The organism is Nocardioides daeguensis (assembly GCF_019192965.1).
GTDB classification, from domain to species: domain Bacteria; phylum Actinomycetota; class Actinomycetes; order Propionibacteriales; family Nocardioidaceae; genus Nocardioides; species Nocardioides daeguensis.
The window spans coordinates 136,650-161,302 of the sequence record NZ_JAHTKU010000025.1; the positions used below are offsets into that span (position 1 = coordinate 136,650).

General features: G+C 73.7%; 28 protein-coding genes. 16 read left to right on the plus strand and 12 right to left on the minus strand.

The genetic code is table 11. The features are described 5' to 3' along the window. Window positions 1-3: 3 nt before the first annotated feature. The 3 genes from KU893_RS20650 to KU893_RS20660 are packed head-to-tail and all read left to right on the plus strand — an operon-like array spanning window position 4 to window position 1,912. Complete coding sequence (locus KU893_RS20650) at window positions 4-783, plus strand: TSUP family transporter (RefSeq protein ID WP_218236266.1); 780 nt, start codon at window positions 4-6, stop codon at window positions 781-783. A gap of 16 nt (window positions 784-799) precedes the next feature. Continuing rightward, window positions 800-1,177, plus strand: a complete 378-nt coding sequence (locus KU893_RS20655; RefSeq protein ID WP_218236268.1) for a pyridoxamine 5'-phosphate oxidase family protein — start codon at window positions 800-802, stop codon at window positions 1,175-1,177. A gap of 6 nt (window positions 1,178-1,183) precedes the next feature. Next, on the plus strand, window positions 1,184-1,912 hold the full coding sequence (locus KU893_RS20660) for a VOC family protein (protein ID WP_218236270.1): 729 nt from the start codon (window positions 1,184-1,186) through the stop codon (window positions 1,910-1,912). Here the strand turns inward: KU893_RS20660 and KU893_RS20665 are convergent. The 5 genes from KU893_RS20665 to KU893_RS20685 form a co-directional block, all read right to left on the minus strand. Beyond that, complete coding sequence (locus KU893_RS20665) at window positions 1,909-3,246, minus strand: ABC1 kinase family protein (protein ID WP_218236272.1); 1,338 nt, start codon at window positions 3,244-3,246, stop codon at window positions 1,909-1,911. The genes KU893_RS20660 and KU893_RS20665 overlap by 4 nt on opposite strands. 31 nt (window positions 3,247-3,277) lie before the next feature. Beyond that, window positions 3,278-3,505 carry a YiaA/YiaB family inner membrane protein gene (locus KU893_RS20670; protein ID WP_218236275.1) on the minus strand — a complete coding sequence of 76 codons (228 nt, stop codon included), beginning with the start codon at window positions 3,503-3,505 and terminating at the stop codon, window positions 3,278-3,280. 82 nt (window positions 3,506-3,587) lie between these two features. Then, a complete protein-coding gene (locus KU893_RS20675) occupies window positions 3,588-3,929 on the minus strand; it encodes a cupin domain-containing protein (protein ID WP_218236277.1) in 342 nt (113 codons plus the stop codon). A 48-nt stretch (window positions 3,930-3,977) separates the two neighbouring features. Beyond that, window positions 3,978-4,622: a peptide-methionine (S)-S-oxide reductase MsrA gene (gene msrA, locus KU893_RS20680; RefSeq protein ID WP_218236279.1), complete on the minus strand. Its 645-nt coding sequence runs from the start codon at window positions 4,620-4,622 to the stop codon at window positions 3,978-3,980. Window positions 4,623-4,653: 31 nt separating this feature from the next. Then, window positions 4,654-5,619, minus strand: a complete 966-nt coding sequence (locus KU893_RS20685; protein ID WP_218236281.1) for a DUF5995 family protein — start codon at window positions 5,617-5,619, stop codon at window positions 4,654-4,656. A gap of 64 nt (window positions 5,620-5,683) precedes the next feature. Between KU893_RS20685 and KU893_RS20690 the strand changes: the two genes are divergently transcribed. Beyond that, entirely contained in the window at window positions 5,684-6,865 is a 1,182-nt protein-coding gene (locus tag KU893_RS20690; RefSeq protein WP_257440813.1) for a cystathionine gamma-synthase, read from the plus strand. Between the two features lie 22 nt (window positions 6,866-6,887). After that, window positions 6,888-8,228 (plus strand): AI-2E family transporter, encoded by a 1,341-nt coding sequence (locus KU893_RS20695; RefSeq protein ID WP_257440812.1) that lies wholly within the window; start codon window positions 6,888-6,890, stop codon window positions 8,226-8,228. Here the strand turns inward: KU893_RS20695 and greA are convergent. Further along, the gene (greA, locus tag KU893_RS20700; RefSeq protein WP_218236283.1) at window positions 8,216-8,722 is read right to left on the minus strand and encodes a transcription elongation factor GreA; all 507 of its coding nucleotides are present in this window, start codon (window positions 8,720-8,722) and stop codon (window positions 8,216-8,218) included. The two genes, KU893_RS20695 and greA, sit on opposite strands and share 13 nt — an antisense overlap. A gap of 54 nt (window positions 8,723-8,776) precedes the next feature. Further along, window positions 8,777-9,199 carry a DUF4307 domain-containing protein gene (locus KU893_RS20705; RefSeq protein ID WP_218236285.1) on the minus strand — a complete coding sequence of 141 codons (423 nt, stop codon included), beginning with the start codon at window positions 9,197-9,199 and terminating at the stop codon, window positions 8,777-8,779. A gap of 54 nt (window positions 9,200-9,253) precedes the next feature. Here KU893_RS20705 and mca point away from each other — a divergent pair, with 54 nt between their 5' ends. Further along, window positions 9,254-10,150, plus strand: coding sequence for a mycothiol conjugate amidase Mca (gene mca, locus KU893_RS20710; RefSeq protein WP_218236287.1), 897 nt, complete (start codon window positions 9,254-9,256; stop codon window positions 10,148-10,150). A gap of 12 nt (window positions 10,151-10,162) precedes the next feature. After that, window positions 10,163-10,435: a hypothetical protein gene (locus KU893_RS20715; RefSeq protein ID WP_218236289.1), complete on the plus strand. Its 273-nt coding sequence runs from the start codon at window positions 10,163-10,165 to the stop codon at window positions 10,433-10,435. 22 nt (window positions 10,436-10,457) lie between these two features. On the opposite strand, the gene KU893_RS20720 is transcribed toward KU893_RS20715, so the two are convergent. After that, on the minus strand, window positions 10,458-11,051 hold the full coding sequence (locus KU893_RS20720) for a TetR/AcrR family transcriptional regulator (protein ID WP_218236291.1): 594 nt from the start codon (window positions 11,049-11,051) through the stop codon (window positions 10,458-10,460). Between the two features lie 140 nt (window positions 11,052-11,191). Between KU893_RS20720 and KU893_RS20725 the strand changes: the two genes are divergently transcribed. Together KU893_RS20725 and KU893_RS20730 are read left to right on the plus strand one after the other, a co-directional pair. Then, the gene (locus KU893_RS20725) at window positions 11,192-12,463 is read left to right on the plus strand and encodes an oxygenase MpaB family protein (RefSeq protein WP_218236293.1); all 1,272 of its coding nucleotides are present in this window, start codon (window positions 11,192-11,194) and stop codon (window positions 12,461-12,463) included. A gap of 31 nt (window positions 12,464-12,494) precedes the next feature. Further along, complete coding sequence (locus KU893_RS20730; RefSeq protein ID WP_257440811.1) at window positions 12,495-12,878, plus strand: MmcQ/YjbR family DNA-binding protein; 384 nt, start codon at window positions 12,495-12,497, stop codon at window positions 12,876-12,878. Window positions 12,879-12,894: 16 nt separating this feature from the next. Here the strand turns inward: KU893_RS20730 and KU893_RS20735 are convergent, their stop codons facing one another. After that, window positions 12,895-13,566: a PaaI family thioesterase gene (locus KU893_RS20735; protein WP_246592953.1), complete on the minus strand. Its 672-nt coding sequence runs from the start codon at window positions 13,564-13,566 to the stop codon at window positions 12,895-12,897. 16 nt (window positions 13,567-13,582) lie between these two features. Between KU893_RS20735 and KU893_RS20740 the strand changes: the two genes are divergently transcribed. Continuing rightward, window positions 13,583-14,359, plus strand: a complete 777-nt coding sequence (locus KU893_RS20740) for an enoyl-CoA hydratase-related protein (RefSeq protein ID WP_218236297.1) — start codon at window positions 13,583-13,585, stop codon at window positions 14,357-14,359. Here the strand turns inward: KU893_RS20740 and KU893_RS20745 are convergent. Next, window positions 14,356-15,267, minus strand: coding sequence for an alpha/beta hydrolase (locus tag KU893_RS20745; protein ID WP_218236300.1), 912 nt, complete (start codon window positions 15,265-15,267; stop codon window positions 14,356-14,358). The two genes, KU893_RS20740 and KU893_RS20745, sit on opposite strands and share 4 nt — an antisense overlap. A 72-nt stretch (window positions 15,268-15,339) precedes the next feature. Between KU893_RS20745 and KU893_RS20750 the strand changes: the two genes are divergently transcribed. From KU893_RS20750 to KU893_RS20765, 4 genes are read left to right on the plus strand one after another with little or no spacing between them, the layout of a single operon-like run. Next, complete coding sequence (locus tag KU893_RS20750) at window positions 15,340-15,831, plus strand: hypothetical protein (protein ID WP_218236302.1); 492 nt, start codon at window positions 15,340-15,342, stop codon at window positions 15,829-15,831. After that, a complete protein-coding gene (locus KU893_RS20755) occupies window positions 15,831-16,784 on the plus strand; it encodes a hypothetical protein (RefSeq protein ID WP_218236304.1) in 954 nt (317 codons plus the stop codon). The genes KU893_RS20750 and KU893_RS20755 overlap by 1 nt, the downstream gene beginning before the upstream one ends. Then, on the plus strand, window positions 16,777-18,207 hold the full coding sequence (locus KU893_RS20760) for a lipase family protein (protein WP_218236307.1): 1,431 nt from the start codon (window positions 16,777-16,779) through the stop codon (window positions 18,205-18,207). Before KU893_RS20755 ends, KU893_RS20760 begins: the two co-directional genes overlap by 8 nt. Beyond that, complete coding sequence (locus KU893_RS20765; RefSeq protein ID WP_218236309.1) at window positions 18,204-18,692, plus strand: hypothetical protein; 489 nt, start codon at window positions 18,204-18,206, stop codon at window positions 18,690-18,692. The genes KU893_RS20760 and KU893_RS20765 overlap by 4 nt, the downstream gene beginning before the upstream one ends. 23 nt (window positions 18,693-18,715) lie before the next feature. Here KU893_RS20765 and KU893_RS20770 read toward each other — a convergent pair whose 3' ends face one another. Next, window positions 18,716-19,867: an acyl-CoA dehydrogenase family protein gene (locus KU893_RS20770; protein ID WP_218236311.1), complete on the minus strand. Its 1,152-nt coding sequence runs from the start codon at window positions 19,865-19,867 to the stop codon at window positions 18,716-18,718. 67 nt (window positions 19,868-19,934) lie between these two features. Next, window positions 19,935-22,889 carry a type II toxin-antitoxin system Rv0910 family toxin gene (locus tag KU893_RS20775; RefSeq protein ID WP_257440809.1) on the minus strand — a complete coding sequence of 985 codons (2,955 nt, stop codon included), beginning with the start codon at window positions 22,887-22,889 and terminating at the stop codon, window positions 19,935-19,937. A 115-nt stretch (window positions 22,890-23,004) separates the two neighbouring features. On the opposite strand from KU893_RS20775, the gene KU893_RS20780 reads away from it, so the two are divergent. Continuing rightward, window positions 23,005-23,601, plus strand: coding sequence for a TetR/AcrR family transcriptional regulator (locus KU893_RS20780; RefSeq protein ID WP_218236314.1), 597 nt, complete (start codon window positions 23,005-23,007; stop codon window positions 23,599-23,601). A 420-nt stretch (window positions 23,602-24,021) separates the two neighbouring features. Continuing rightward, window positions 24,022-24,528: a nuclease-related domain-containing protein gene (locus KU893_RS20785; RefSeq protein WP_218236316.1), complete on the plus strand. Its 507-nt coding sequence runs from the start codon at window positions 24,022-24,024 to the stop codon at window positions 24,526-24,528. The last annotated feature ends 125 nt before the right edge of the window (window positions 24,529-24,653 follow it).

Consider the following 24,653-nt stretch of genomic DNA (forward strand, 5'->3'; position numbering starts at 1 on the left):
TGCGTGGGGGACCTCGGCCTGACCGTCATCGCACTGCTCGCGCTGGCTGCCCTGACGGCCGGCTTCGTGGACGCCGTGGTCGGCGGCGGGGGACTGGTCCAGCTCCCGGCGATCCTGCTCGGTCTGCCGGGCGCGAGCCCGGTCCAGGTCCTCGCCACCAACAAGATCGCCTCGGTGTGCGGGACGGCGGCCAGCTCGCTGACCTACTACCGCCGGATCGGCCCGGACCTGCGCACCGCGCTTCCCCTGATGGCGCTCGCACTGACCGGCGCCTTCTCCGGCGCCCTGCTGGCCTCGCACATCCCGCGCGAGGCGTTCGAGCCGATCGTGCTCGTGGCGCTGGTGGTGGTCGGCGGCTACGTCCTGCTCCGCCCCGAGCTCGGCGAGCAGACCGCGCTCCGCTTCGCCGGCCACCGCCATCTGGTCGCCGCGATGGGGGTCGGGTTCGTGATCGGCTTCTACGACGGGATCCTCGGCCCGGGCACGGGCAGCTTCTTCGTGTTCGCCCTCGTCGGCCTGCTGGGCTACGACTTCCTCCAGGCCTCGGCCAAGGCCAAGCTCGCGAACCTCGCGACCAACCTCGGCGCGCTGCTGCTCTTCGTGCCGCAGGGTGCGGTGCTGTGGGACGTCGGCTTGATGATGGGCGCCTGCAACCTGGTCGGCGGGTACCTCGGGGCGCGCACCGCAGTGGCCCGCGGCTCCCGGTTCGTGCGGCTGTTCTTCATCGCGGTGGTGAGTGCGTTCGTCGTGCGCATCGGTGGCGGTGTGCTCGGGCTCTGGTGACGCATAACCTGAGCCCATGAGCATCCCGGTGGATCCCGCGGACCTGCGCCAGGCCCTGGCCGACTTCGACAGCGGCTACCTGCTGACCACGTCCTCGCCGCAGGTGAAGGTCGTCACCGTCGACCCGGTCGCCGCCGGCGACGGCAGCCTGCGGATCGCCGGTCCGGGCAGGGGGACGCTGCGCAACCTGGCCGAGAACCCCACGGTGACGGTGGTGTTCTGGCCGCGGGAGCGCCACGGCTACACCCTCCTCGTCGACGGGAGCGCCACCGTCGACGGCGAGGACGTCGTCGTCACCGCCACCGCCGCGGTCCTGCACCGGCCTGCCGCCCACGCCGACGGCCCGCTGCCGCCCGACGGCTGTGGCCACGACTGCGCCCCGGTGGGCGGCTGAGCGCCGATGCACCCGTTCTGGATCACCGCCTTCCTCGACAGCGCGCCGGAGCACCACCAGGAGACCGTGGGCTTCTGGCAGGAGGCGACCGGGTACGCCGTCTCGCCGCCCCGTGGCGCCCACGACGAGTTCGCCTCGCTGCTGCCGCCCGACGGCGGCCCGTACCTCAAGGTGCAACGCCGCCACGCCGGCGCCGACCGGATCCACCTCGACCTGCACGTCACCGACCCGCTGGCGGCGGCGGACGCCGCACGGGTGGCCGGCGCGACGATCGTCGCCGATCGCGGGTACGTCGTGATGGCCTCGCCCGCCGGCTTCGTGTTCTGCCTCGTCGACCACGCCGCGTCCCGGGTTCCCGCGGCCACGGTGCACGCGCACGGATCCGCGTCGCGGGTGGTCCAGGTGGCGATCGACGTGCCACGCGCGGCCTACGACCGGGAGCTGGCGTTCTGGCATGCCGTGACGCGTTGGGAGCAGCGACCCTCGAGCGTCACCGAGGACTTCACCTTCCTGTTCCCGCCGGCCGGGCAGCCGTTGCGGCTGATGCTGCAGCGGCTCGGCGCCGACGACACCGGCGAGGTGCGCGCCCACCTCGACTGGGGGACCACCGACCGCGCCGCGGAGACCGAGCGACACCTCGAGCTCGGCTCGCGGGTGCTCGCCCAGCACCAGCACTGGACGGTGCTCGCCGACCCGAACGGCCGGGCCTACTGCCTCACCGACGCCGCGCCCTAACCGGCCGGGGTGAAGCCCGGCAGGAACTCCTGCATGATCGCGCGGAACGGCGCCTCGGCCTCGAGCTGGCTCAGCACGCCGAGGCCGCCGAGCCAGGTGCGGTGGATGAGGACGTACGACGGCGGCAGGTTGAGCTTGATGCTCACGGTGTACGCCGGGTCCTTGGGGTTGTTGATCCGCTGGAACTGCTCGCGCATCCACTCCCGGCTGAACCGGAACCGCTCGACCAGCGTCGGCTCGACGAACGGCGCGAGGTAGTCCATGAGCAGCTCGGGCTCGATCCGGATCCGGTCCTTGAGGAAGCCCTCCGCACGCAGCTGGGTGATCAGCCCGTCGCCGTCCCGGGCCGCGCACAGCGTGATCAGCCGTCCCATCGGCTCGGGCAGGCCGCGCTGGGGGAGCCGTGCCACGGCGCCGTAGTCGAGCACCCCGATCCGCCCGGGCGCGCCGTCGTCGCCGGGGATCACCCGGAAGTTGCCGGGGTGCGGGTCGGCGTGCAGCAGGCCGGTGCGGGCCGGCCCGGAGAACAGGAAGCGCGTGAAGATCTCCCCGTAGTGGTCGCGCTCGGCAGGCGTGCCGTCGGCGATCACGGACGCCAGCGAGCCCGCCGAGTCGAGCCACTCGGTGACCAGGACGCGGGGCCCGACCGCGACGACGTCGGGTACGACGATGTCCGGGTCGTCGCGGAACGCCTTCGCGAACTCCCGCTGCGCCTCGGCCTCGAGGTCGTAGTCGAGCTCCTCGCGGGCCCGGGCCTGGACCTCCTCGACGAGCGGCTTCATGTCCACGCCCGGGATGAGTGGCCCGATCGCCCGCGCCGCCCGGGCCAGCGTGCGCAGGTCGGCCATCAGCGCCTCGCCGGCGTTGGGGTACTGCACCTTCACCGCGACCCGGCGGCCGTCGTACCACCGCCCCTCGTGGACCTGGCCGATGCTCGCGGCCGCCGTCGGCGCCCCGTCGAGCCAGACCAGGCGCTGCTTCCAGTCCGCGCCGAGGTCCTCGGCGAGGATGTCGCGCACCGTCTGCGTGGGCATCGGGGGAGCGGAGTCCTGCAGGCGGGTGAGCTGGTCGCGGTACGGCGCCGCCATCTCCTCCGGCAGCGCCGACTCGAGCACGCTCAGCGCCTGCCCGAACTTCATCGCGCCGCCCTTGAGCTCGCCCAGGGTCCGGAACAGCTGCTCCGCCGTCCGTTGCTGGATCTCGCTCATCACCGCTTCGGGAGCCGCGCCGCCCAGGCGCTTGCCGAAACCGAGCGCCGTGCGGCCGGCGTACCCGAGGGGAAGTGCCGCGAGCCGCGCGGTGCGCGCCGCGGCCTTCCGGGGAAGGTCAGCCATGGCCCCATTGTCAGGCATGGGGCAACCGGTCTCAGCGGTAGGCGTCGACCCGGATCTCGTTCGCCCGCGTCTCCTGCTGGTCACGAACGCACTTGGCGAGCGCGAAGGAGGAGTTCACGAGGAACAGCGCGCCGAGGCACAAGAACGCGCGGATCCAGCCGTCGACCGGCAGGAAGTAGATGCCGCCGACCATGAACAGCAGGGCGGCGGCGAAGGAGATGGCGGACTGGAGGTAGAAGGCGTACGTCGTCTTGGTCATGCGACCAGCCTCGCGGCGGCGCGGGGCGCCGGGCGTGAGTACGCCTGCTCAACAGGCATGGCCCGTCCGGACCGTTGCCGCGTCACGGCGCGGCGGGGCCGAGGGTGTCCGCGGCGCTGCGCGCAGCGGTCTCCTTGAGCTCGACGAACAGCACGTGGGTCGGCGTGTCCCCGATGTTCTCCCCGTGGTGCTCCTGGGCCGGCAGCCACCCGACGGTCCCGGCCGTCATCTCCACCTCGCGCTGCTGGTCGCCCGCGACCAGGCGGCGGCGGAACGACGACAGCGTGTACATGACGCTGTCGGGGTGGGCGTGCGGCGTGGTGCGCTCGCCCGGTTCGTCGCGGTACTCCAGCACCCGCACGCGGTCGTTCTCGAAGACCACCGTGTAGTGGTCCGGGTTGCTCGTCACCGGGTCCTCGGCCATCCTCCGACCATCGCACCGCCGGCCGGTCCTGACCATGGCCCGAACGGGTCAGGCGGTCTCCGGGAAGGCGATGCCGGTGTTGGCGTGGCAGCGGTAGCCGTTCGGCACCTTGTGGAGATACTGCTGATGGTGCGGCTCGGCGTAGTAGTAGGCGCCCGCGGGCTCGATCTCGGTGGTGATCTCGCCGTAGCCACGGCGGGCGATCTCGTCGCCGTAGACCTTGGTCAGCTCCCGGGCGGTCTGCTCCTGCTCGGGCGTCGTGTAGTAGATCGCGGAGCGGTACTGGGTGCCGACGTCGTTGCCCTGGCGCATGCCCTGGGTGGGGTCGTGGACGACGAAGAACTGCTTGACCAGGTCGGCGTAGGAGACCTGCTCGGGGTCGAAGGCGATCCGCACGGCCTCGGTGTGGCCGGTGCGACCGCTGCAGACCTCCTCGTACGTCGGGTTCGGGCTGACCCCGCCGGCGTACCCGACCGAGGTCGACCACACGCCCGGAACCTGCCAGTAGATCTCCTCGGCGCCCCAGAAGCAGCCGAGGCCGAAGATCGCGACCTCCAGGCCGTCGGGGACGTCGTCGGTGACGAGGGGAGCGTCGAGGACCTCGTGCTGCGCGGGGAGGGGGAACGCCGGGGTGGAGCGGCCGGGCAGTGCCTCGGCGGGGTCGACCAGCTCGGTCTTGCGGCGGGAGAACATGGGTCCATTGTCTCCCGCCGCGCAAGAGGGATCAGCCGACACCGTGGGTCGCGCACCAGCTGTCGCGCTTGCCCGGCCTCGCGACGAAGAAGGTGCGGATCAGCTGGGCCTGGAGCGCCGAGTAGACCTCGATCTCCTTCTCCACGAGCCGCTTCGCGGCCGGCGTCCTCGCCAGCACCAGCGCCTCCGCGTTGCGCCACACCATCTCCCGCCAGCCGCGCATGATCACGCCGGCGACCGCCTCCTCGACGCTGCCGGCGTCGATGTCGTCGAAGGTCGGGTCGAAGCGTGCGGCCTCCTCGGCGAACACCGGGGCGTAGAGGCTGTCGAGGCGGTTGTTGTAGCGGTTGTGGTCGGCCTTGTGGCTGCCGTCGGGCCCGGTGAGGCCCACGGTCGCGAGCACGTGCGGGAAGTCGCTGTTGATGTGGGCGTTCATCGCGAGCAGGAAGTTGCCCAGCCCGCTCATCGCGCGGTCGTCCTCGGCCTGCAGCGCGATCCGCCACGCGGCCGGGATCCCGGCCCGGTCGCCGGAAGCCCACCTGCTGGTGGTGTCGAAGTACATCTCGGCGAAGACCGCGTCGACCCGGTTCAACCACGCCCGGTCCGCGAAGTAGCCGCTGCGCACGGCGTCGCGGACGTTCTCGGTCACCCGCAGGTAGGCCAGCGAGAAGATCGCGCTGTGCGAGCAGCTGCTCGCGAGTCCCGCGAGCCGGGTCTCCATCCGCGTCACCACGTCGTCGATGCAGGCGTCGGCGCCGTCGACGCAGACGTCGCCGGTGTACGGCGTCGCCGGGACCGGCAGCGGCGCGAGCAGGGCCACCACGGCGTCCAGCGGCGGGAGGAGCAGCCCGCGCAGGGGATCGGGGTCGCCTTCGTACCCGGTGGCGCTGGTGGCGTTGGTGGCACTGGTGGCCCAGGCCGGAGGAGCGGTCAGCGCCCCGACGGCGAGCAGGCAGGGCAGGACGACGGCGGCGAGGAGTCGAGTGAGGACGGTCACACGCGAGAAACGAGCAACTGCTCGCTTTGGTCACGCCGCCCCGCCCGCTGAGTAGGCTCGAGCGGTGAGCGACAACCACATCGACGAGCACCTCGACGGCGCCGGCTTCGAGACCCGGGCCATCCACGCCGGCTACACGCCCGACCCGACCACCGGCGCGGTGATCCCGCCCATCTACGCGACCTCGACCTACGCCCAGGACGGCGTGGGCGGGCTGCGGGGCGGCTACGAGTACAGCCGCTCGGCCAACCCCACGCGCACCGCGCTGGAGTCGACCCTGGCGGCGCTCGAGGGCGGCGCGCACGGCTACGCCTTCGCGTCCGGCCTGGCGGCCGAGGACACGCTGATCCGGGCGCTGTGCAAGCCGGGCGACCACGTGGTCCTGCCCAACGACGCCTACGGCGGCACCTTCCGGCTCTTCGACAAGGTCGCCACCGTGTGGGGCGTCGAGCACAGCCCGGCGCCGGTGACCGACGTCGACGCGGTGCGCGCGGCGATCAGGCCCGGCGTCACCCGGATGGTCTGGGTGGAGACGCCGACCAACCCGATGCTGTCGATCGGTGACATCGAGGCGCTCGCCGCGGTGGCCCACGACGCGGGCGCGCTGCTCGTCGTCGACAACACCTTCGCGTCGTCGTACCTCCAGCAGCCGCTGTCCCTCGGCGCCGACGTGGTCGTCCACTCGACGACCAAGTACGCCGGCGGCCACTCCGACGTCGTCGGTGGCGCGCTGGTCGTCGACGACGACACGCTCGCCGAGCGGATCGGCTTCCACCAGAACTCCATCGGCGGCGTCGCCGGCCCGTTCGACTCGTGGCTGGTGCTGCGTGGTCTCAAGACCCTCGCCCTGCGCATGGAGCGCCACTGCGACAACGCCGAGAAGGTCGCCGACTTCCTCTCGAAGCACCCGGCCGTCCGCCAGGTGATCTACCCCGGCCTCGCCGACCACCCCGGGCACGCGGTGGCCGGCCGCCAGATGAAGCGGTACGGCGGCATGGTCTCCTTCCGCGTCACGGGCGGCGAGGAGCAGGCGCTCGCGATCTGCGCGGCCACGAAGGTCTTCACGCTGGGCGAGTCGCTCGGTGGCGTCGAGTCCCTGATCGAGCACCCCGGCCGGATGACCCACGCCAGCGTCGCGGGCACCGACCTCGAGGTCCCGGCCGACCTGGTCCGGCTCAGCGTCGGCATCGAGACTTCCGAGGACCAGCTCGCCGATCTCGACCGCGCGCTCGCCTCGACGCTCTGAGCCGGTCGTCTAGCCTGACCGGGTGACCAGCGACGGCCCGACCGAGCCCGAGGACCCGACCACCGCGGCTGCCGAGGACAGCGTGGTCGAGGAGGCGGAGGAGGGCGAGCCGCCGCTCGGCCCCGACGAGGGCACGCGGGAGGAGCGGCTGTTCCGCCGCTTCGCCCACCAGTGGGCGCTGCTGCGTGAGGAGCGCGACGAACGACGGCACGAGCCGCCCTCGTTCTCGACGGGCCCGTCCAACCTGCGCCCGGCGCAGGTCCCGTACGGCCTCGACCTGGCCGCGGGCTGGGCGTGGCGCCTGCTGCTGATCGCCGGTGCCGGCTACCTGCTGCTGTGGCTGGTCGGGTACTTCGCGGTGGTGACCGTGCCGCTCGCGGTCGCCCTGCTCATCAGCGCGCTGGCGGCTCCGTTCGTGCAGGGCGTGAACCGGGCCGGCCTGCCGCGCGGTCTGTCCGCCCTGCTGGTGGTGATCGCCGGGTTCGCGGTCGTCGGCGCGCTGCTGAGCTTCGCCGGACAGCAGGTCGCCGCGGGCGCCACCGACCTCGCGGACTCGACCGTCCAGGGCCTGCAGGAGATCCGGGACTGGCTCAAGGACGGCCCGCTCAACGCGAGCGACTCGCAGATCAACGACTACATCAAGAGCGCGCAGGACCTGATCAGCGAGCGGTCCAAGAACGGCACGGTGATCACCCAGGTCACCGAGGTCGGCGCCGCACTCGGCCACGTGGTCGCAGGCTTCTTCATCGCGCTGTTCGCGACCTACTTCTTCCTCGCCGACGGAGACCGGATCTGGTCGTGGGTGGTGCGGCTCGCCCCGCGCGCGGCTCGTGAGCGGGTCGACAGCTCGGGCCGGGTGGCCTGGCTGTCCCTGGTCCAGTTCGTCCGCGCCACCGTGGTGGTCGCGCTGGTGGACGCCACCGGCATCGCCGTCGGGGCCGCGATCCTCAACGTGCCGTTCGTGCTGGCGATCGGGGTGCTGGTCTTCCTGGGCTCCTTCGTCCCGATGATCGGTGCCACGATCGCCGGCAGCGTCGCGATCCTGGTCGCGCTCGTCGACCAGGGCCCGGTCACCGCGCTGCTCATGCTCGCCGTGGTGATCGGCGTGCAGCAGCTCGAGGGCCACGTGCTGCAGCCCTTCCTGCTCGGGCGCTGGGTCTCGCTGCACCCGCTCGGCGTGATCCTGGCGATCGCCTGCGGGGTGCTCGTCGCGGGGATCGCGGGCGCCCTGGTCGCCGTACCCCTGGCCGCGGCGGCGAACGCCGTCGTCCTGCACCTGGCCGAGATGGCCGAAATGGCCGAACCGCCGGCTCCCGAGGAGGAGGCCGGCGGTCCGGAGGGAACGACCGGTCAGCCGGCGTAGGGCTTCGCGTCGAGGATGATCACGGTCTGCTGCTTGCCGTTGACCTCGTAGCTCACCGTGTCGCCCTTGCTGCGGCCGTTGATGGCCTGCCCCAGCGGGGACTGCGGCGAGTAGACGGTCAGGCCCTCGGGGTCGATCTCGCGCGCGCCGAGGAGGAACGACTCCGCCTCGTCGTCGTCATCGCCCTCGAACTTGTAGGTCACGACCATGCCCGGCTCGACGACGCCGTCGTCGGGAGGCGTCTCGCCGACCTCGGCACGGCGGAGCATGTCCTTGAGCTGGAGGATGCGGGCCTCGTTCTTGCCCTGCTCCTCGCGGGCGGCGTGGTAGCCGCCGTTCTCCTTCAGGTCGCCCTCGTCGCGCGCAGCACTGATCTCGGCCACGATCTCGGCGCGGCGCGGGCCCTGCAGGTGCTCCAGCTCTGCCTGCAGCTTGTCGTAGGCGTCCTGGGTCAGCCAGATCGTGTTCTGGCCGCTCTGGTCGGTCTGCGTCATGGGTGCTCCTGTACTGCTCGTTCGCGTACCCGTCCGGATACAGAAACGTCTACTCTACCGATACCTCGTCTGCCCCGAGGTCTTGCAGCCGATCCACTCGACGGTGGTGGCCCGGCGCTCGGTGCGCACGGTGACCACTTGGACGGCCTCGTCGTCGCGGCCGGGGGTGAAGCTCTGCTCGCCGACGACCGCCTTGTCGTGGGAGATCGCGCGGGCCACGCAGGTCGCGTCGACCGGACCGTCGCCGTAGGTCACCCGGACCCGGATGGTCGCGGTGTGGTCGTCGACGATCTCATGCCCGATCTCCTCCGAGGACACCGCCGGGTCGGCGTGGAAGAGCATCGCCCACAGCAGCCAGCCGAGGAAGAGGACCGCGACGGCGACGGTGCCGGTCGCGACCGCCGCGCGGCGACTGCGGGACGGCGCGCCGTAGCGCTGGGCCAGGGACGGCGTCACGGGCTCGGGGCTGGTGCTCACCGATCCATAGTCCCATCGGCCAGAAGAAAGCCGAGCATCCCTACGATGGTGCGCATGCCCACGCATGCGCCTGCCCCTGACCGCTCCGGGCTGCGGTTGATGCACGTCCACGCCCACCCCGACGACGAGTCGAGCAAGGGCGCCGCGTCGACGGCGATGTACGCCGCCCACGGCGCGGACGTCCGGGTCGTCACCTGCACGGGCGGTGAGCGTGGCTCCATCCTCAACCCGAAGATGGACCGCCCCGAGATCCTCGAGAACATCACCGAGGTGCGCCGCCAGGAGATGGAGCGGGCCCGCGACATCCTCGGGATCACCCAGACCTGGCTGGGCTTCATCGACTCCGGCTGGCCCGACGGCGACCCGAAGCCGCCGCTGCCCGAGGGCTGCTTCGGCCTGGTGCCGCTGGAGGAGGCCGCCGAGCGGCTGGTGCGGCAGATCCGCGAGTTCCGGCCCCACGTCGTGACGACGTACGACGAGCGTGGCGGCTATCCGCACCCCGACCACATCCGCTGCCACGAGGTGAGCGTCGCGGCGTTCGAGGCGGCCGGCGACCCGGAGCGCTTCCCCGACGCGGGGGAGCCCTGGCAGCCGCTGAAGCTCTACTACCACCACTCGTTCAACCGCCCGCGGATGCAGGCGCTGCACGACGCGATGGTCGAGCACGGACTCGAGTCGCCGTGGGAGGAGCGGCTCAAGGAGTGGAAGCCGGAGCCCGACTGGGACGCCCGGATCACCACCCGGGTCCCGTGCGCCGACTTCTTCGGTGTCCGCGACCAGGCGCTGCTCGCCCACGCCACCCAGATCGACCCCGACGGCTTCTGGTTCGCGATCCCGCGCGAGCTGCAGCAGGACGTCTGGCCGACCGAGGACTACGAGCTCGTCGTGAGCCACGTCCCGTCCGCGACCCCGGAGGACGACCTCTTCGCCGGGGTCACTCCGGGCGCCTGAGAGACTGGCCGCATGCACGCCGCCGTCGCCACCGCCGTCTCCGTCCTCGCCGCGAAGGACAAGCCGGTCGACCAGGACACCAACATCGTGGCCGGCTGGACGGCGTTCTGGATCTTCCTGCTGCTGATCGTCGCCGTGGCGGTGATCGGCTACGCCCTGACCCGCAGCTTGCGGACCGCGGCCCAGGCCAAGGACGCCGGCGTGTACGGCGACGCGCCGGTCGGCGACGACAGCGCCGACGACGGCGTCAACGGCACGGACCCGGGGTCCGCGCAGGGCGAGTGACGGTCCGCGCCGCGCGGGCCGCTCACGCCAGCAGGTAGCCGCCGACCAGGGCGAGGACCTCGTCGAGCAGCTGGTCGCGGGTGACCACCTCCGGTTGGTCGAGCACCCAGCGCATCGCGAGGTTCTCGATCGCAAGCACGACGACCCAGGACGCGACGGCCGGGTTCGGCCGGTGGCTGCTGTCGGGCCGCGCGGCGAGGTAGGTCGTCATCAGCTCGCGGACCCGGCGCTCGAGCGCGGCCCGGCGCTCGCGGTTGCGCTGGACGGGCAGCTCCTCGGCGACGACCCGGAGCAGCTCGCGGTCGGCCTCCAGCGCGGTGAGCAGCGCGTCGGTGGTCGCGCGGACCATGCCCGGGCCGAACTCGCCGATCCGGTCGGCGAGCGAGGCGGCGACCCGGTCGGCCACCTCCTCCCAGTACCGGTCGATGACGACCTCGAGGATCGCGGCCTTGTCGGGGAAGTACTGGTAGAGCGAGCCGGGGCTCACCCCCGCGACGGTCGCGACCCGGTTGGTGCTGAACGCGTCGTACCCGCGCTCGACGAGGACCCTCCGACCGGCCGTCACGAGTCGCTCCACCATCTCCCGGGACCGGGCCTGCTGCGGGGCCTTGCGCACGACGAGGATGGTAAGCGCTCCGGCGGTCCGCCCGGGCGTCGGGCCTCGCGCGGCGCGTCCGGGCGCAGGTCGACGTCGGCGAGCGCGGGACGGGCATTTGCGAGTTGAATGCGAGCAATGACTCGCGTCACGATGGAGCCATGAGCACCGACGTGGCCCCGGTGGCCGACGACTCCCGCGAGCATCCCTACCCGACCCGGTTCCGCGCCGGCGGGGAGCGGAACCGGCGCCTCGGCCGCCCGCTCAAGGTGGTGGGCCGGGTGCGCCACACCGACGAGGCGCTGCTCGAGCGGATCGGGCGGGCCATGTTCGAGCGCGACGAGCTCGGCGCCCGCCTCGCGGACGCGATCCGGTTGCGAGGGGACGCTCCGGGGCGGGTCCGGATGGACCAGTTCCGCCGGGCGCTCGAGGGCGGCCTGGCCGCCGTACCCGACGCCCCGCCGGCGCTCGTCGCCTTCTTCGCCGAGCTCGAGCAGGACCCCGACTGGCTGGACCGCGACCTCGTCGAGGAGGGGGCCAGGGTCTTCCGGCGGCTCGGGCAGAACGCCCAGGACGTGCTGCTCCAGCTCTCCCTGGTCGGCGGCTACCGGTTCGGCGGCCCCACCGACCTGCTCGTCGCCACCGGGGGCCTGACGGGGGAGCAGACCCTGCGCCGCCTCGCCGAGACCCAGAAGTGGGGCGCCAGCCTCACCGACCCCGGATCGCTCGCGGCGCCGCGCGACGGGCAGGCGCCGGGCGAGGGCTGGCGGCTCACCGTCCACGTCCGGCTCATGCACGCGCTGGTCAACCACGCCTTCGAGGACAGCTGGGACACCGCGCAGTGGGGCCTCCCGATCAACCAGGCCGACCAGGCCTCGACCCTCGGGCTGTTCGACGGCGTGCTCATCATCGGCTCGCGCGCGCTCGGCGTCCCCGTCTCGAACTCGGAGTCCCGGGCGCTCATGCACCTGTGGAAGTACGTCGGCTGGCTGATGGGCGTGCACCCCGACTTCCTCGTCGACGACGAGTGGGAGCGGCATCGGATCGACTACCACGTGCTGCTGGCCCAGGGGCCGCTCACCGAGGCCGGCCCCCAGCTGGCGCAGGCCGTGGTCGAGGCACAGGCGCTGCGGCGCTACCCCGGCTGGCCGGCACCGCTGCAGCCGCTGCGCGCCCGCTACGAGCGCGAGCGCCTGCTCTCGATGCTGACCGTCTTCCTCGGTCCCGAGAGCATGCGCGAGCTCGGCCTGCCGATGCGGCCACCGTGGGCGCACGCCTACCTGGTCGGCCTCAACACGCTGCGCTACCGGGTGCTCAAGCGGCTGCCCGGCGGGCCCGACCGGCTCGCCCGGTGGGGCGGGCGGCGGGCGCAGTGGCTGCTCGACAGCTACTTCCAGGGCGACGCGGAGGACGTCGGCGAGCTCAGGGCGTGATGCTGTCGGCGGGGTGTGGGACATTCCTTGCGTGCCTCGCCCGACCCGCCCCGACGTCCCCGGCGCCTACCTCGCCGAGCTGCGCGCGATCTTCGCCCGCCTGCCGGAGTGCCACGAGGAGGAGGCCTGGGTCGGGGTGCGCTGGCGCGTGGCCGGGACGACGACCACGGTCGCGCACGTCTTCGGCGGCGAGGACCAGCTGTTCCGGATCACCTTCCGCGCCGAGCCGGAGGAGGTGATGGCCTTCCAGCACCTCGGAGCGCCGTACTTCAAGGGCGAGTGGGGCGCCAACGTGGTCGGGATGCTCGTCGACGACGACACCGACTGGGTCGAGCTCGGCGAGCTGCTCACCGACTCGTTCTGCCTGCAGGCGCCGCAGCGGCTGGTCGACCGGGTCGACCGACCGGGGGCCTGAGCGGGCTGTCGCCGACTCAGCCCTCGGCGGAGCGCGACCAGCCCTGATCGGTCTCGTCGAGCGGTGCCCAGCTGGGGATGAGGAAGAGGCCGGTCGCCTCCACGGCCGCGTCCTGGCCGGGTACGGCGATCCGCGCCTCGACCGTGATCTTGCGGCCCTCCTCGCGGGCGATCCGAGCCTCCATCCGGACCGGGCCGAGCGGCAGCGGCCGCCGGTAGCGCAGGGTGAGGGTGCCGGTCATCGTGAGCCGCCGGAAGCCGCTCGCGGTCTCGCCCATGATCTGGTCGAGCATCAGCGCGGACACGCCGCCGTGGACCATGCCGGGCGGCCCCTCGTAGGCGGCACCCAGGGTCATCTCGGCGTGGGCGTTGCCGAACCCGTCGTGGACGATGTCGACCGGCGGCGCGACCGCGTTGCCGCGCCCGACCACCGCGTTGCCCCAGTTCCAGCTGCGGCCCTCGGAGTTGTAGCGGACGCCGGCGGCGCCGGGCAGCTGGGACGCCCGCAGCCGCGCGGCCAAGCCCTCGACCTCGGCCTGCACGGCGGCCAGCTCCTCGTCCGCGACGGTGCTGCGGATGGTCGCGTCGACCAGCTCGCGCACGGCGTCGGCGAGGTCGGAGACGGCCTTCTCGCGACGCTCGACCTCGTCGGTCGGGATCTCGTCGTGGATGAACATCTCCATCGTCATCCCTAGATTGTCGTGCATGAGTGACCGCGCTCCCGATGCCGCCCCCGCCGTCCAGACCATCCGCGTCGAGCGCACCCTCGTGATCGGGCTCGACCGGCCCGCCAAGCGCAACGCCATCAACGGCGCGGTGACCCGCGGCCTCGACGAGGCGCTCAACCTGCTCGAGGACGACGACGACCTGTGGTGCGGCGTGCTGACGGGCGGCCCGTCGGTCTTCTCGGCGGGCGCCGACCTCGCCGAGGGGCCGGGGGAGCCGACCGAGCGCGGCGGCATCGCCGGGATCATGGCGCGCCGCCGTCCCAAGCCGCTGGTGGCCGCGGTCGAGGGCTACGCGCTCGGCGGCGGCCTCGAGCTGGTGCTGTGCTGCGACCTCGTGGTCGCCTCCCGGACCGCGACCTTCGGGTTCCCCGAGGTCAAGCGCGGCCTGATGCCCGACTTCGGCGGCGTCTTCCGTGCGCCGAGGGTGCTGCCGGCCAACGTCGCGCGCGAGATGCTGCTGACCGGTGAGCCGATCGGCGCCGAGCGTGCCGAGCGGCTCGGCTTCGTGAACCGCCTCGTCGAGCCCGGGACGACGCTCGACGTCGCGCTCGGCCTGGCCGCGACGATCAGCGGCAACGCGCCGCTCGCGGTCCGCGCCGCGCTCGCCCTCGCGCACGACGAGATCAACGGCGACGAGACCGCCAGCTGGGCGGCCAGCCACGCCGCGCACGAGAGGCTGCTGGCGTCCGCCGACGTCGCCGAGGGGATCGGCGCGTTCTTCGAGCGGCGCGAGCCGCGCTGGACCGGCCGCTAGGACCCGTCCGCGCCGTTCGGCAGGGCCGAGCGCAGCCACCCGCCCAGCTCGCGGACCGCGTCGGTCGCCTCGCGGACCATCCCGGCGTACAGGTGCGTGACGTGCCAGTGCCCCTCGAGCCGCCGGTAGGTGACCGGCACGCCCGCCGCCCGCGCCGCGGCCACGAACCGCTCGACGTCGTCGACGAACAGCTCGTCGCTCGCCGCGTGCACGAACAGGGGCGGCAGGCCCGCCAGGTCGGCCGGATCGGCGAGGAGTGGCGAGACCTCGGGGTGGTCGAGATGGCCGCCGGCGTACGACTGCGCCCCGAGCTCGAGCCAGCCCCGGGTCAGCAGCGGGTCGTCGACCCGCTCCGCGAGGCCACCGAGCCGGGCGTCGACCCACGGCGAGATCAGGCCCAGCCCCGCCGGGAGGGGTACGCCGACCGCGCGGGCCCGCAGCGCCAGGGCGAGCGCCAGGCCGCCGCCCGCGGAGTCGCCGGCCACCACGATCCGCTCGGGCGCGATGCCGCTGTCGAGCAGCGCGCGGTAGGCGGCGAGCGCGTCGTCGACGGCGGCCGGGTAGGGGTGCTCGGGCGCGAGCCGGTAGTCGAGCACGTGCGCGACCGCGCCGGTGGCGTGGGCGAGGTGGGCCGCGGCCGCGCGGTGGGTGAGCGGCGAGCCGACGAGGTAGGCGCCGCCATGGAGGTAGAGCAGGGCGTGGTCGGGGTCGCTCGTCGCGGTCACGACCCGGTCCGCGGGGACGCCGCCGAGGACGGTGTGCTCGACCATGGTCCCCTTCGGCAGCACCGGGAACCTCATCAACGCCTCGATCACCTGTCGCTGCCGGGCCGGTGAGAGGCGGGTGCCGAGCACGGGCCGCACGACGTGACGGGTGAGCCGCCGGGCGGCGGGGAGCGGGACCTGCATGACTGCATCCAAGCAGGCGGAGCGGTTTCCCCGCCCGCGGCCAGGGGCACAGTTCGCCGCGAGGAGGTGCCCATGTACGGAGACACCACGGTCATCCGCCGGCTGGCCGGCGACATGGACGAGCGCGCGAGCGACCTGCGCGCCACGGCCGACCGGCTCAGCGGGTCCGCCGAGACCGCGCACTGGTGGTCGGTCAGCGGGGAGCGGATGCGCGCCCAGGCCCGCGACCGGGCCGCCAGCCTGCGCACGATCGCCGCCGACTACGAGGACGCCGCCGACAAGCTGCGCGCCCACGCCGACGAGGTCGACGACCTCAAGGCGCTGATCGCCTCGATCGAGCGGACGGTCACGAGCCTCGTCGAGGGCGCGGTCGACCGCCTCCGCGCCGCCGGGCACGCCATCGTCGAGGGCGTCAAGGACGGCGTGCGCGCCCTCGGGAACCTCCTCACCGGCGGCGGCGAGGAGCCCGACCCGCAGGACGTCCGGCTGGCGCAGTACGCCGTACCGCCCCCGGGGGACAAGGCATGGCTCGACGTGCCCGACCAGCTGGGGATCCGGGTCTGATGCCGACCGTCGTGCTGGGACCGGCCGCGGCGCAGGACCGCGGCGTCGTCGTACCGGGGAGGTTCCGGGTCGAGCTGGCTGAGCTGGTGGCGCTCGCGCGGGCCGGCGGGCACCGGCTGCCGTTCGACGTGTCCGGGGTGGGCGCGGCGGGCGAGGAGCGGCCGGCGTGGATCGCACGGCTCTCGCCGGAGCCGTCGCCGGCCGACCAGCTCGCGGTGCTCCTCGGCGAGCAGGCCGCGCGCGAGCAGGTCGCGGCGGCCGACCCGGACCGCGCGGCCGTCCGGGCCGCGATGTCCACGGCGCTGGGCGTGCTGGCCGGTGCCGAGGTGCTGCTCGAGGTGCGGCTCGGGCTCCGGCTCGGCCCCCGCGCGCCCCGGCAGGCCCGGGCCTGGGTGGGCGTGCGCGGCGAGACGGTGGTCTCGCTCGCCACCGTGTCCGGGGCGCTCTTCGAGCTCGCCTGGACCACCCCGGCGGCCCTGCCGGAGCTGCTGGCCCACCTCGTCCGGCTGCCCGACGGGCCGCCACCGCGTGCCGGCGAGCCGGAGCCGCCGGAGCGCTTCACCCTGCCGGTCGAGCTGATGGCGGCGACCGGCGTCGGTGCCGCCCGCCACCGCGAGGACCTGCTGGCCGGCCTGGTCGAGCGCTTCCCCGGCGCGGTGACCGGCCCCGACGGCGAGGCGTACGACGCCGGCGCGGCCCACGCCCTGCTGGACACGGTCCGCGAGCGGCTCACCGCCCGGCTGCGTGTCGTCGTGGCGGGGCCGCGGGCCGAGGAGATCGGCGGCGCGGCCGGCGCGGTCGTGTGGATGCGGCTCGGGGCGCAGTGGTTCGCGCTCGACCCCGACCAGGTGGCCGGCTTCCCGGTCGCCCGGGCGCGGGCCGTCGTACCCCGGGACCTGGCGCGGGCCGTAGGCCCGGTGCTGGCGCGGGTCTGGGGGCGCGAGCGTGGGTGACGACGGCGGCGGCATCGTCTCGGTCACCGGCGGTGCCGGCGGCATCGAGGCGCGCTACGAGGACATCGAGACGCTCGCGCGCCTCTTCGACGACACCGGTGACGGCCTGCGGTCGTGGGCGTGGGACGACAAGGGGATCGCGGCCGACGGCGACCTCGTCGAGTCGTCCGTCCTGTCGCCGCTCACCTTCACGACCGCCGAGGCGGCGGTGCTCAAGGCGACGATCGGGCCGGGTGGGCTGGCGTTCGAGGCGGTGGACCTCGAGCTCGACGCGCTCGCGATGCAGGCCAACGTCGTGATCCTGCGCGGCGTCGACGACCTGCAGCGGCAGGCGGTCGAGCTCCTCGACTACCTGGTCGGCCGCACCATCGGCGCGCTCGGGCCCTCGGTGCTGCTCCTCGGCGCCCTGACGCTCGCCACGAGTCCGGGGCTCGCGCTGCTGGCGTACCTGAACCGCGACGAGCTGGCGACGATGTCCCAGGAGCAGCTGATCGCCCTCCTCGAAGAGCATCCGGAGGTCGTCCAGCACCTCCTCAACGGGGGCGGCGGCCTGGTCGACGGGCTGCTCGACAACCTGCCGCCGGTGGTCCGCGACGCGCTGCTCGCCCAGCTGGGCCTCGACCCGCTGCACCCGACGACCAACGACATCGCCGGTGACCTCGCGGCCCTGTTCGAGGACACCGACGTGAGCGTCACCGAGGGCGGGGCCGCCGGCGAGGAGGCTCGCTCGCTCGCGGCGCCCGGCTCGATCGAGGAGCTGATCCGCAACCTCGACAAGACCAACTCCGGGGCCGACGGGGAGATCGACATCGTCCGGATCGAGGACGAGAACGGGGTGCGCTACATCGTGAACCTGCCCGGCACCGACGACTTCGGCGTCGGCGGCGCCGCTGTGCGCGACACCCTCGCCAACCTGCAGCTGGTCGGCGGGGAGGAGACGGCCTACGCCCGCGGGATCCGCGAGGCGATGGAGTCGGCCGGCATCCCGCCGGGCGCACCGGTCGCGCTCGTCGGTCACTCCCAAGGTGGCATGACCGCCGTCCAGCTGGCCGGCAACCCGGAGTTCACCGACCGGTTCAACGTCCAGCACGTCGTCACCGCCGGCGCGCCGACCGCCCAGGTCTCGCACCTGCCCGACAGCATCCAGGCCCTGTCGCTGGAGAACACCGGCGACCTCGTTCCGCTGACCGACGGCGAGGACAACCCGGACCAGCCGAACCGGACGACGGTGCGCTTCGACCACCCGACCGGCAGCGTCGGCGGCAACCACGCCCTGGACACCTACGCCGTCGGAGCGGGCCTGGTCGACGACTCCACCGACCCCTCCCTCGTCGAGACCCTGCAGCAGCTGCGCCAGGATGGGTTCGTGGGCAGCGACGGGACGACGACGACCAGCACCTACACGATCGCCCGCACCCCGTGACGGTCCGCGGGAGGACGGCGATCCGGCTGGCCGCGCTGGTCGCGGTCCCTGCCCTGGCGTCGGGCTGCTCCGACCGACCGGTCGACCGCCTCAACGACCGGCTGGCCGAGCGGGAGGCCGCGGTGCGCTCCTGTGCCGCCACGCGGTGCGTCGACGAGATCGCCGTCCTGGTCACGGCGCTCGGCCGGGTGCCTGGTGTCGTCGCGGTGACGACGGCGACGTACCAGCCCGAGCAGGTCACCGACGGGGCTTCGGTCACGGGTGCCCTGGTGGTGGCGGACGACGTCGACTGCCACGACCTCGAGGAGCAGGCGGCCGAGCTCGGCTGGCAGTCGTCGGTGAGTCCGCTGATGTCCCTCGACTTCGACTGCTCGACGCTCGCGGGTGGCGGCCGACCCGGCTACCTGCACACCCTCGTGCGGCCGACCTCGCCGGCCCAGCTCGACGACTGGGGCGACCGGGGCACGCTGTCCGCGACGGGCTGACGGGCTGAGCCCCGGCCGGGGCCTCAGTAGCCGAGGAGCTTGGCGGCGAGGTCGGTCAGGACCTCGGTGGCGCCGCCGCCGATGCCGATGATCCGGGCGTCGCGGTAGTGGCGGTCGATCTCGGAGTCGCGCATGTAGCCGGCGCCGCCGTGGATCTGGACGGCCTCGCTGACGACCCACTCGACGGTCTCGACCGCGGTGTTCTTGGCCATGAGGGCGTCGAGGATGACGTCGGGGTCCGTGACCGAGCGCGCCAGGGACTTCTCGATGGCGGCGCGGGTGACGGTGCGGGCGGCCGAGGTGCGCCGGTGCATCTCGACGAGCTTGTGCCGGATCACCTGGCGGCTGGCCAGCGGCTTGCCGAAGGTCTCGCGCTCCTTGGCGTAGCGCACGGCGAGGTCGAGCGCGCGCTGGGCGGTGGCGTAGCCCTGCAGCGCCAGGCCGAGGCGCTCGTTGACGAACTGCTGCATCAGCAGCACGAAGCCGCCGTTCTCCTCGCCGACCAGGTTCGCCACCGGGACCCGGACGTCGGTGAAGCTCAGCTCGGCGGTGTCGGAGCAGTGCCAGCCCATCTTGCGCAGCGGCCGGGCGACCTCGAACCCGGGCGTGCCCTTCTCCACGACCAGCAGGCTGATGCCGCCGAAGCCGGGCTCGCCGGTGCGCACGGCGGTGGTGACGAAGTCGCCGCGCACCGCGGAGGTGATGAAGGTCTTGGCGCCGTTGACCACGTAGTGGTCGCCGTCGCGGACCGCCCGGGTGGTGATGTTCGCGACGTCGCTGCCGCCGTCGGGCTCCGTGACGCCGAGCGAGCCGATCAGCTCACCGGCCAGCGTCGGCCGCACGAAGCGGTCGATCAGGTCGGGGTTGCCGCTGTCGATGATGTGCGGCACGGCGATGCCGTGCGTGAACAGCGAGGCGATGACGCCGGCGCTGCCGCCGGCCTCGATGATCGCCTCGGTGACCACCGCGGTGTCGATGGCGTCGCCGCCCTCGCCGCCGACCTCCTCGGCGAACCCGACGCCGAGGATGCCGGCGGCCGCGGCGGCCTTGCTGAGGCTGCGCGGCAGCTGGCCCTCGTCCTCCCACTGCGGGAGGTGGGGGACGATCTCGCGCTCGGTGAAGCGGGTCACCGTCTCACGCAGCGCCTGCCGTTCGGGGGTGTTCCAGAGGTCCATGGCGGTTCCTGTCCGTTCGGGTGATGGGTACGTCGGGGTGGGGGAGGTGCCTGCGCGGGCAGGCGTCTCAGCGGCCGGTCCAGCGGGGAGCGCGCTTCTCGGCGAAGGCGGCGACCCCCTCGCGGGCGTCGTCGGAGAGCAGGACCGGGCTGGCCAGCTCGCTCTGGCGGACGAAGGCCTCCTCGGGGCTCCAGGTCGGGGCGACCTCGACGACGTGCTTGCCGACGCGGACCGAGAGCGGCGCGTTGGCCGCGATGCGACGCGCGACCTCCAGCGCCGTGGTCAGCGTCTCGCCCTGGGGGACTACGGTGTTGACCAGGCCCAGCTCGGCCAGGCGACGCGCCGGCACCGGGTCGCCGATCAGCGCCAGCTCGAGGGCCACGGCGCGCGGCAGCCGGGTGGCCGTGCGCCACAACCCGCCAGCCGCTGCGAGCAGGCCGCGCTTGACCTCGGGCAGGCCGAAGCTGGCGTCCTCGGCGGCGATGATCAGGTCGGCGCACAACGCCAGCTCGAACCCGCCGGCGAGCGCCGGGCCCTCCACGGCCGCGATCGTCGGCTTCGTGGGCGGCTCGGCGGTGAGCCCCAACGGCCCGCGGCGGTCGGTGACCGGGACCTCGCCTCGGTGGGCGCCGGCCAGGTCCATGCCGGCGCAGAAGGTGTCGCCGGCTCCGGTCAGCACGATCGCCCGGATGCTGTCGTCGGCCTCGGCGTCGTCGACGGCGCGCTCGAGCAGCTGGGCGGTGAGCCGGTCGATGGCGTTGCGCGCCTGGGGCCGGTTCAGCGTGATCACCCAGACCTCGTCGTGGTCGCGCCGGGTCAGCACCGGGGCCTCGGGCGCGGCCGGCAGCGGCTGCCGGTCGCCCTCGAGCACCAGCCGGTCGCCGTCGACGCGCACGGTGCGCCGCAGCGGGTCGGCCGCGGTGAGGGCGGCGACGTCGGCGGGGTCCTCGCGGCGCAGCAGGACGCGCTCGCCGGCCGGCGTGATCGCCGCGACCACGGCGCCCTCGACCCGGCCGTCGCGGTCGTGGGAGATCGTCACCGCCTCGACGACGGCCGAGCCGTCGAGGTCCGTGCGGACCGGGCGTGGGGCGGGCCGTTCGAAGGCGGGCCTGAGGTGTGCGAACGGCTGCGCGGGCGGGGTCGCGGAGTAGACGCCCAGCGCGTGCTTGGTCGCGTACCAGCCCAGTGAGCTGGACAGGCCGTACTGCTCGGGCGCGGCGCGCAGCAGCGGGACCAGGGTGGAGACGGCGTGCAGGCCGTAGTTGTTGCCGGGGCCGCCGGCGGAGGTGAGGCCACCGGTCACGCTGAGCGGTCGGGCCGGGTCCTGCCAGGGCAGCCCGAGCGCCCGGGCGCCGAGCTGGACCGCGGCGGGGAAGCAGGAGTAGAGGTCGACCGGACCCAGGTCCTGCACGCCGATGCCGGCATGGGACAGCGCAGCGGCGCCGGCGGCCTCGATCGCGGGGGAGCGGGTCAGGTCGGCGCGCTCGGAGACGAACCACTCGTCGGTGGCCGAGGCGCCGGCGTGCAGGAAGACCCAGCGGTCCTGGGGAACGCCGAGGGCGTGTGCGGCGGCGACGCTGGCCACGATCACACCCGCCGCGAGGTCGACCTGGAGGTTGGCGCACATCAGCTTGGTGTACGGGTCGGACACCGCCCGGTTCGTGGGGCCGGGGACGCCGATCTCGGCAGCGCTGCGCTCGGTCGGGTCCCACGCGTAGGGGTTGCCGGAGGCGATGGCGCTGTGCCGCGACCACAGGTCGGCGATCTGGGCCTGGTGGTCCTCGGCGCTGGCCCCGGACTCACCGCGCAGCGCGGACTCGAGCAGCGCGTAGACGTAGATGGGGGCGCCCAGGCCCACGCTGGTCTCGGCCTCGTTGTTCGCCGGCCGGTCCACGCCGATCACCCGGTCGGGTGCGGCCTCGGGCGACTGTCGGGTCCACTCCGGCTCGCGCCCCTGCGCCTGGAGGGCGGCCACTGTCGCCCCGGCCTCGGCGCCGCTGATCAGGACGAGGTGGGCGGCCTTGTCGACGACCTGCTGCGCGGCGTCGTTGAGGGCGAGCTGGGCGCCGTCCCCGCCGTAGGGCGAGGTCTGCACGGTCCCGGCCTCCGCGGCTCCGACGAGCTCGGCCACCAGGCCGGCCTGGTCGGCGTAGGTCCACGAGGCGGTCGGCACGGCGTAGACGAGGTCGGCGCGGGCGAGCAGGTCCGCGACCGCTCCGGCGCCCGCGGCGTCCGCGGCGGCCGCCCGCAGCGCCTGCTCGGCCAGCACGGCCGGCTCGGTGGGACGGTCGAGCCGCGGGCTCCGCTGCACGACCTGGCCCACGCCGATGACGACCGGGGTGGCGGGATCGAGCAGGGTCCCGGTGCGCTCGTGGAGCACCGGCTCGTCGGCGAACCGGGCGCGGCCCGTGCCGCCGTCGAGGAGCCCGGCCAGGACGTCGAGGGAGTCGGCCAGCGCGGTCTCGACGCTGCGCACCGCGGTCAGGCCGACCGGGCCGCGCACCGGCGGCCCGTCCAGGGCGCCGTCCAGGCGTACGGCGGCACCCGCGCCGGTCGCCACGACCGAGCACCACAGTCCCACCGTGATCCCCATCGGCCCGGTGCCGCGCAGCTCGAAGCCGCTCTCGTCGGCGCGCTCGACGCGCCAGCGGGCCTGGGCGGGGATGTCCATCAGCGAGATCTGCTGGACGAACTCCTCGCCCACGGCCATCCGAGCCGGCCGCTCGCCGCGCCAGGACAGGTGCAGGGTCAGCCACTCGTGGGCCCGGTCCAGGTCGGTCACCAGGGCGACGACGTCCGCCGGGGGCGCCGCGACGGTGCGCACCGCGTGCACCTGCCGTGCGTACGCCTCGATGCCGTCGGGCGCCGGGACGTCCACGGTGGCCTCGGGGCCGGGCTGTGCGGCGCCGGGCCGGACCCGCGACGCGAGGTCCTCGAGGGTGATCCGCGCGGTCTGCGCGAGGACCGGCGCCAGGGTGCGGGCGCTGCTGAGGAGGCGTTGGGAACGCGAGGAGGGCGGCACCGGGACCAACTTTCCGTCTGATCGGACTGTTTTGCGTCAAGGATGCAGTCCCGGCCCGGTCCAGGCAAGTCCGAGGCGCGGCGTGCCGCGGCTGCGCGACGGTAGGGTCGCCGCCATGTCGACCGTCCGCCGCACCCAGCAGGAGCGCTCCGCGGCGACCCGGGCCAAGCTGCTCGAAGCCGCCTACGCGAGCCTGCTGGAGCGCGGCTACGGCGCGACCACCGTCGGGGAGGTCCAGCAGCGCGCGGGCGTCGCCCGCGGCACCCTGCTGCACCACTTCCCGACCCGCGGCTCGCTGATGGCCGGCGTCGTCGAGGACGTCGTCGAGCGCCGGCTGCGGGTGCTGACCGCCCCCGGCCCCGACGCCGGCTCGGCGGCCGCCAGCTGGGGCGAGATGGTCGACCTCGTCTGGGACGAGCTGCGGCAGCCGCCCTTCGCCGTCGCGCTCGAGCTGTGGGTCGCCGCCCGCACCGACCCCGACCTGCGCCAGGCGCTGCTCCCGCTCCAGGAGCGCATCTACGGCACCGTGCACCGCAGCGTCACCCGCCTGGCCGGCGACGACCACCCCCGTGCCCCGATGCTCGTGCAGTTCACCATCGACCTGCTCACCGGCTCCCACCTGGCCGGGATCCTGCGGCCCCGGGCCGGCACCTCGGCCGTCGTCGAGGCCTGGAAGGTCGCGGTCCAGGAGCTGGCCAGGCGCGAGGCCTGAGCCCGTCGGTCCCGCGCGACCGTCCACGGGGTGTCCTTCCGGTCGCGTCCGACGCTGGGCAAGCCCTGGGCGCGTCGGGGCGAGCGGTCATGCGTCGGGTGTCGTCGGCAGGGTCAGGATCTCCGCCCCGTCGTCGGTGTCCGCCAGCACCCAGGGCTCCGAGGCTGGCCGAACGGCCCGCGTCCGAAGGGCGTCTCGTCGACGCCGGCCTGCTCGACCGTCGCGGCGGTCGCCGAGGTCGTGGGCCTGTCCCTGGACGAGGTGTGGGCAGAGATCAGCGGGTCATCGCTCATCGGGCAGCGGCGAGACGCGCCCTGAGCTGGCGGAGCAGGGCCTCGCGGCGACTGGCCGCGTGCGGGGCCCAGACCCGCGCGCGAGGCGCAGGGCAGGTTCCGGCACTTCCTCGCGCGGGCCTTCGACGTGAAGACCGATGAGCGCGCCTGGTGGATCGGAGCCGACGGGGAGCAGGCAGTCGCGGCGCAGCTGGCCAAGCTCGGTCCGGAGTGGCGCGTCCTGCACGCGATCAGGGTCGGCGATCGAGGCTCCGACATCGACCACCTGCTGATCGGCCCTGGCGGTGTCCTCACCGTGAACGCCAAGAACCACCCGAACGCGAGCATCTGGGTCGGCGGCGACACGTTCATGGTCAACGGCCAGCGGGTGCCGTACGTCCGCAACAGCCGGCACGAGGCCACGCGGGCAGGACGCCTGCTCACCGAGCACGTCGGCTTCCCCGTGACCGCGCTGGGCGTGATCGCGGTGATCGGGGCACGGAAGGGCTTCAAGGTCAAGGGCCAGCCGGCGGACGGTTCTGTCGTCGTCCTTCCACGTCGCCGGATCAGCCAGTACGTCCGGAACCTCCCGCAGCGCCTCGCTGAGCGCCAGATCGCCGCGATCCACGATGTCGCCCGTCGCTCGACGACCTGACAGAGCCCCGTGGGGTGGTGGGCTTGAGGTGGTCCTCGGTGCCTACGTGTCGCTGCTCTCGATGGCGGCGACGGGGTCAGTATCGCTGGTCTCGTAGAGCTTCGCCATGGATCCTTCGGACAGGT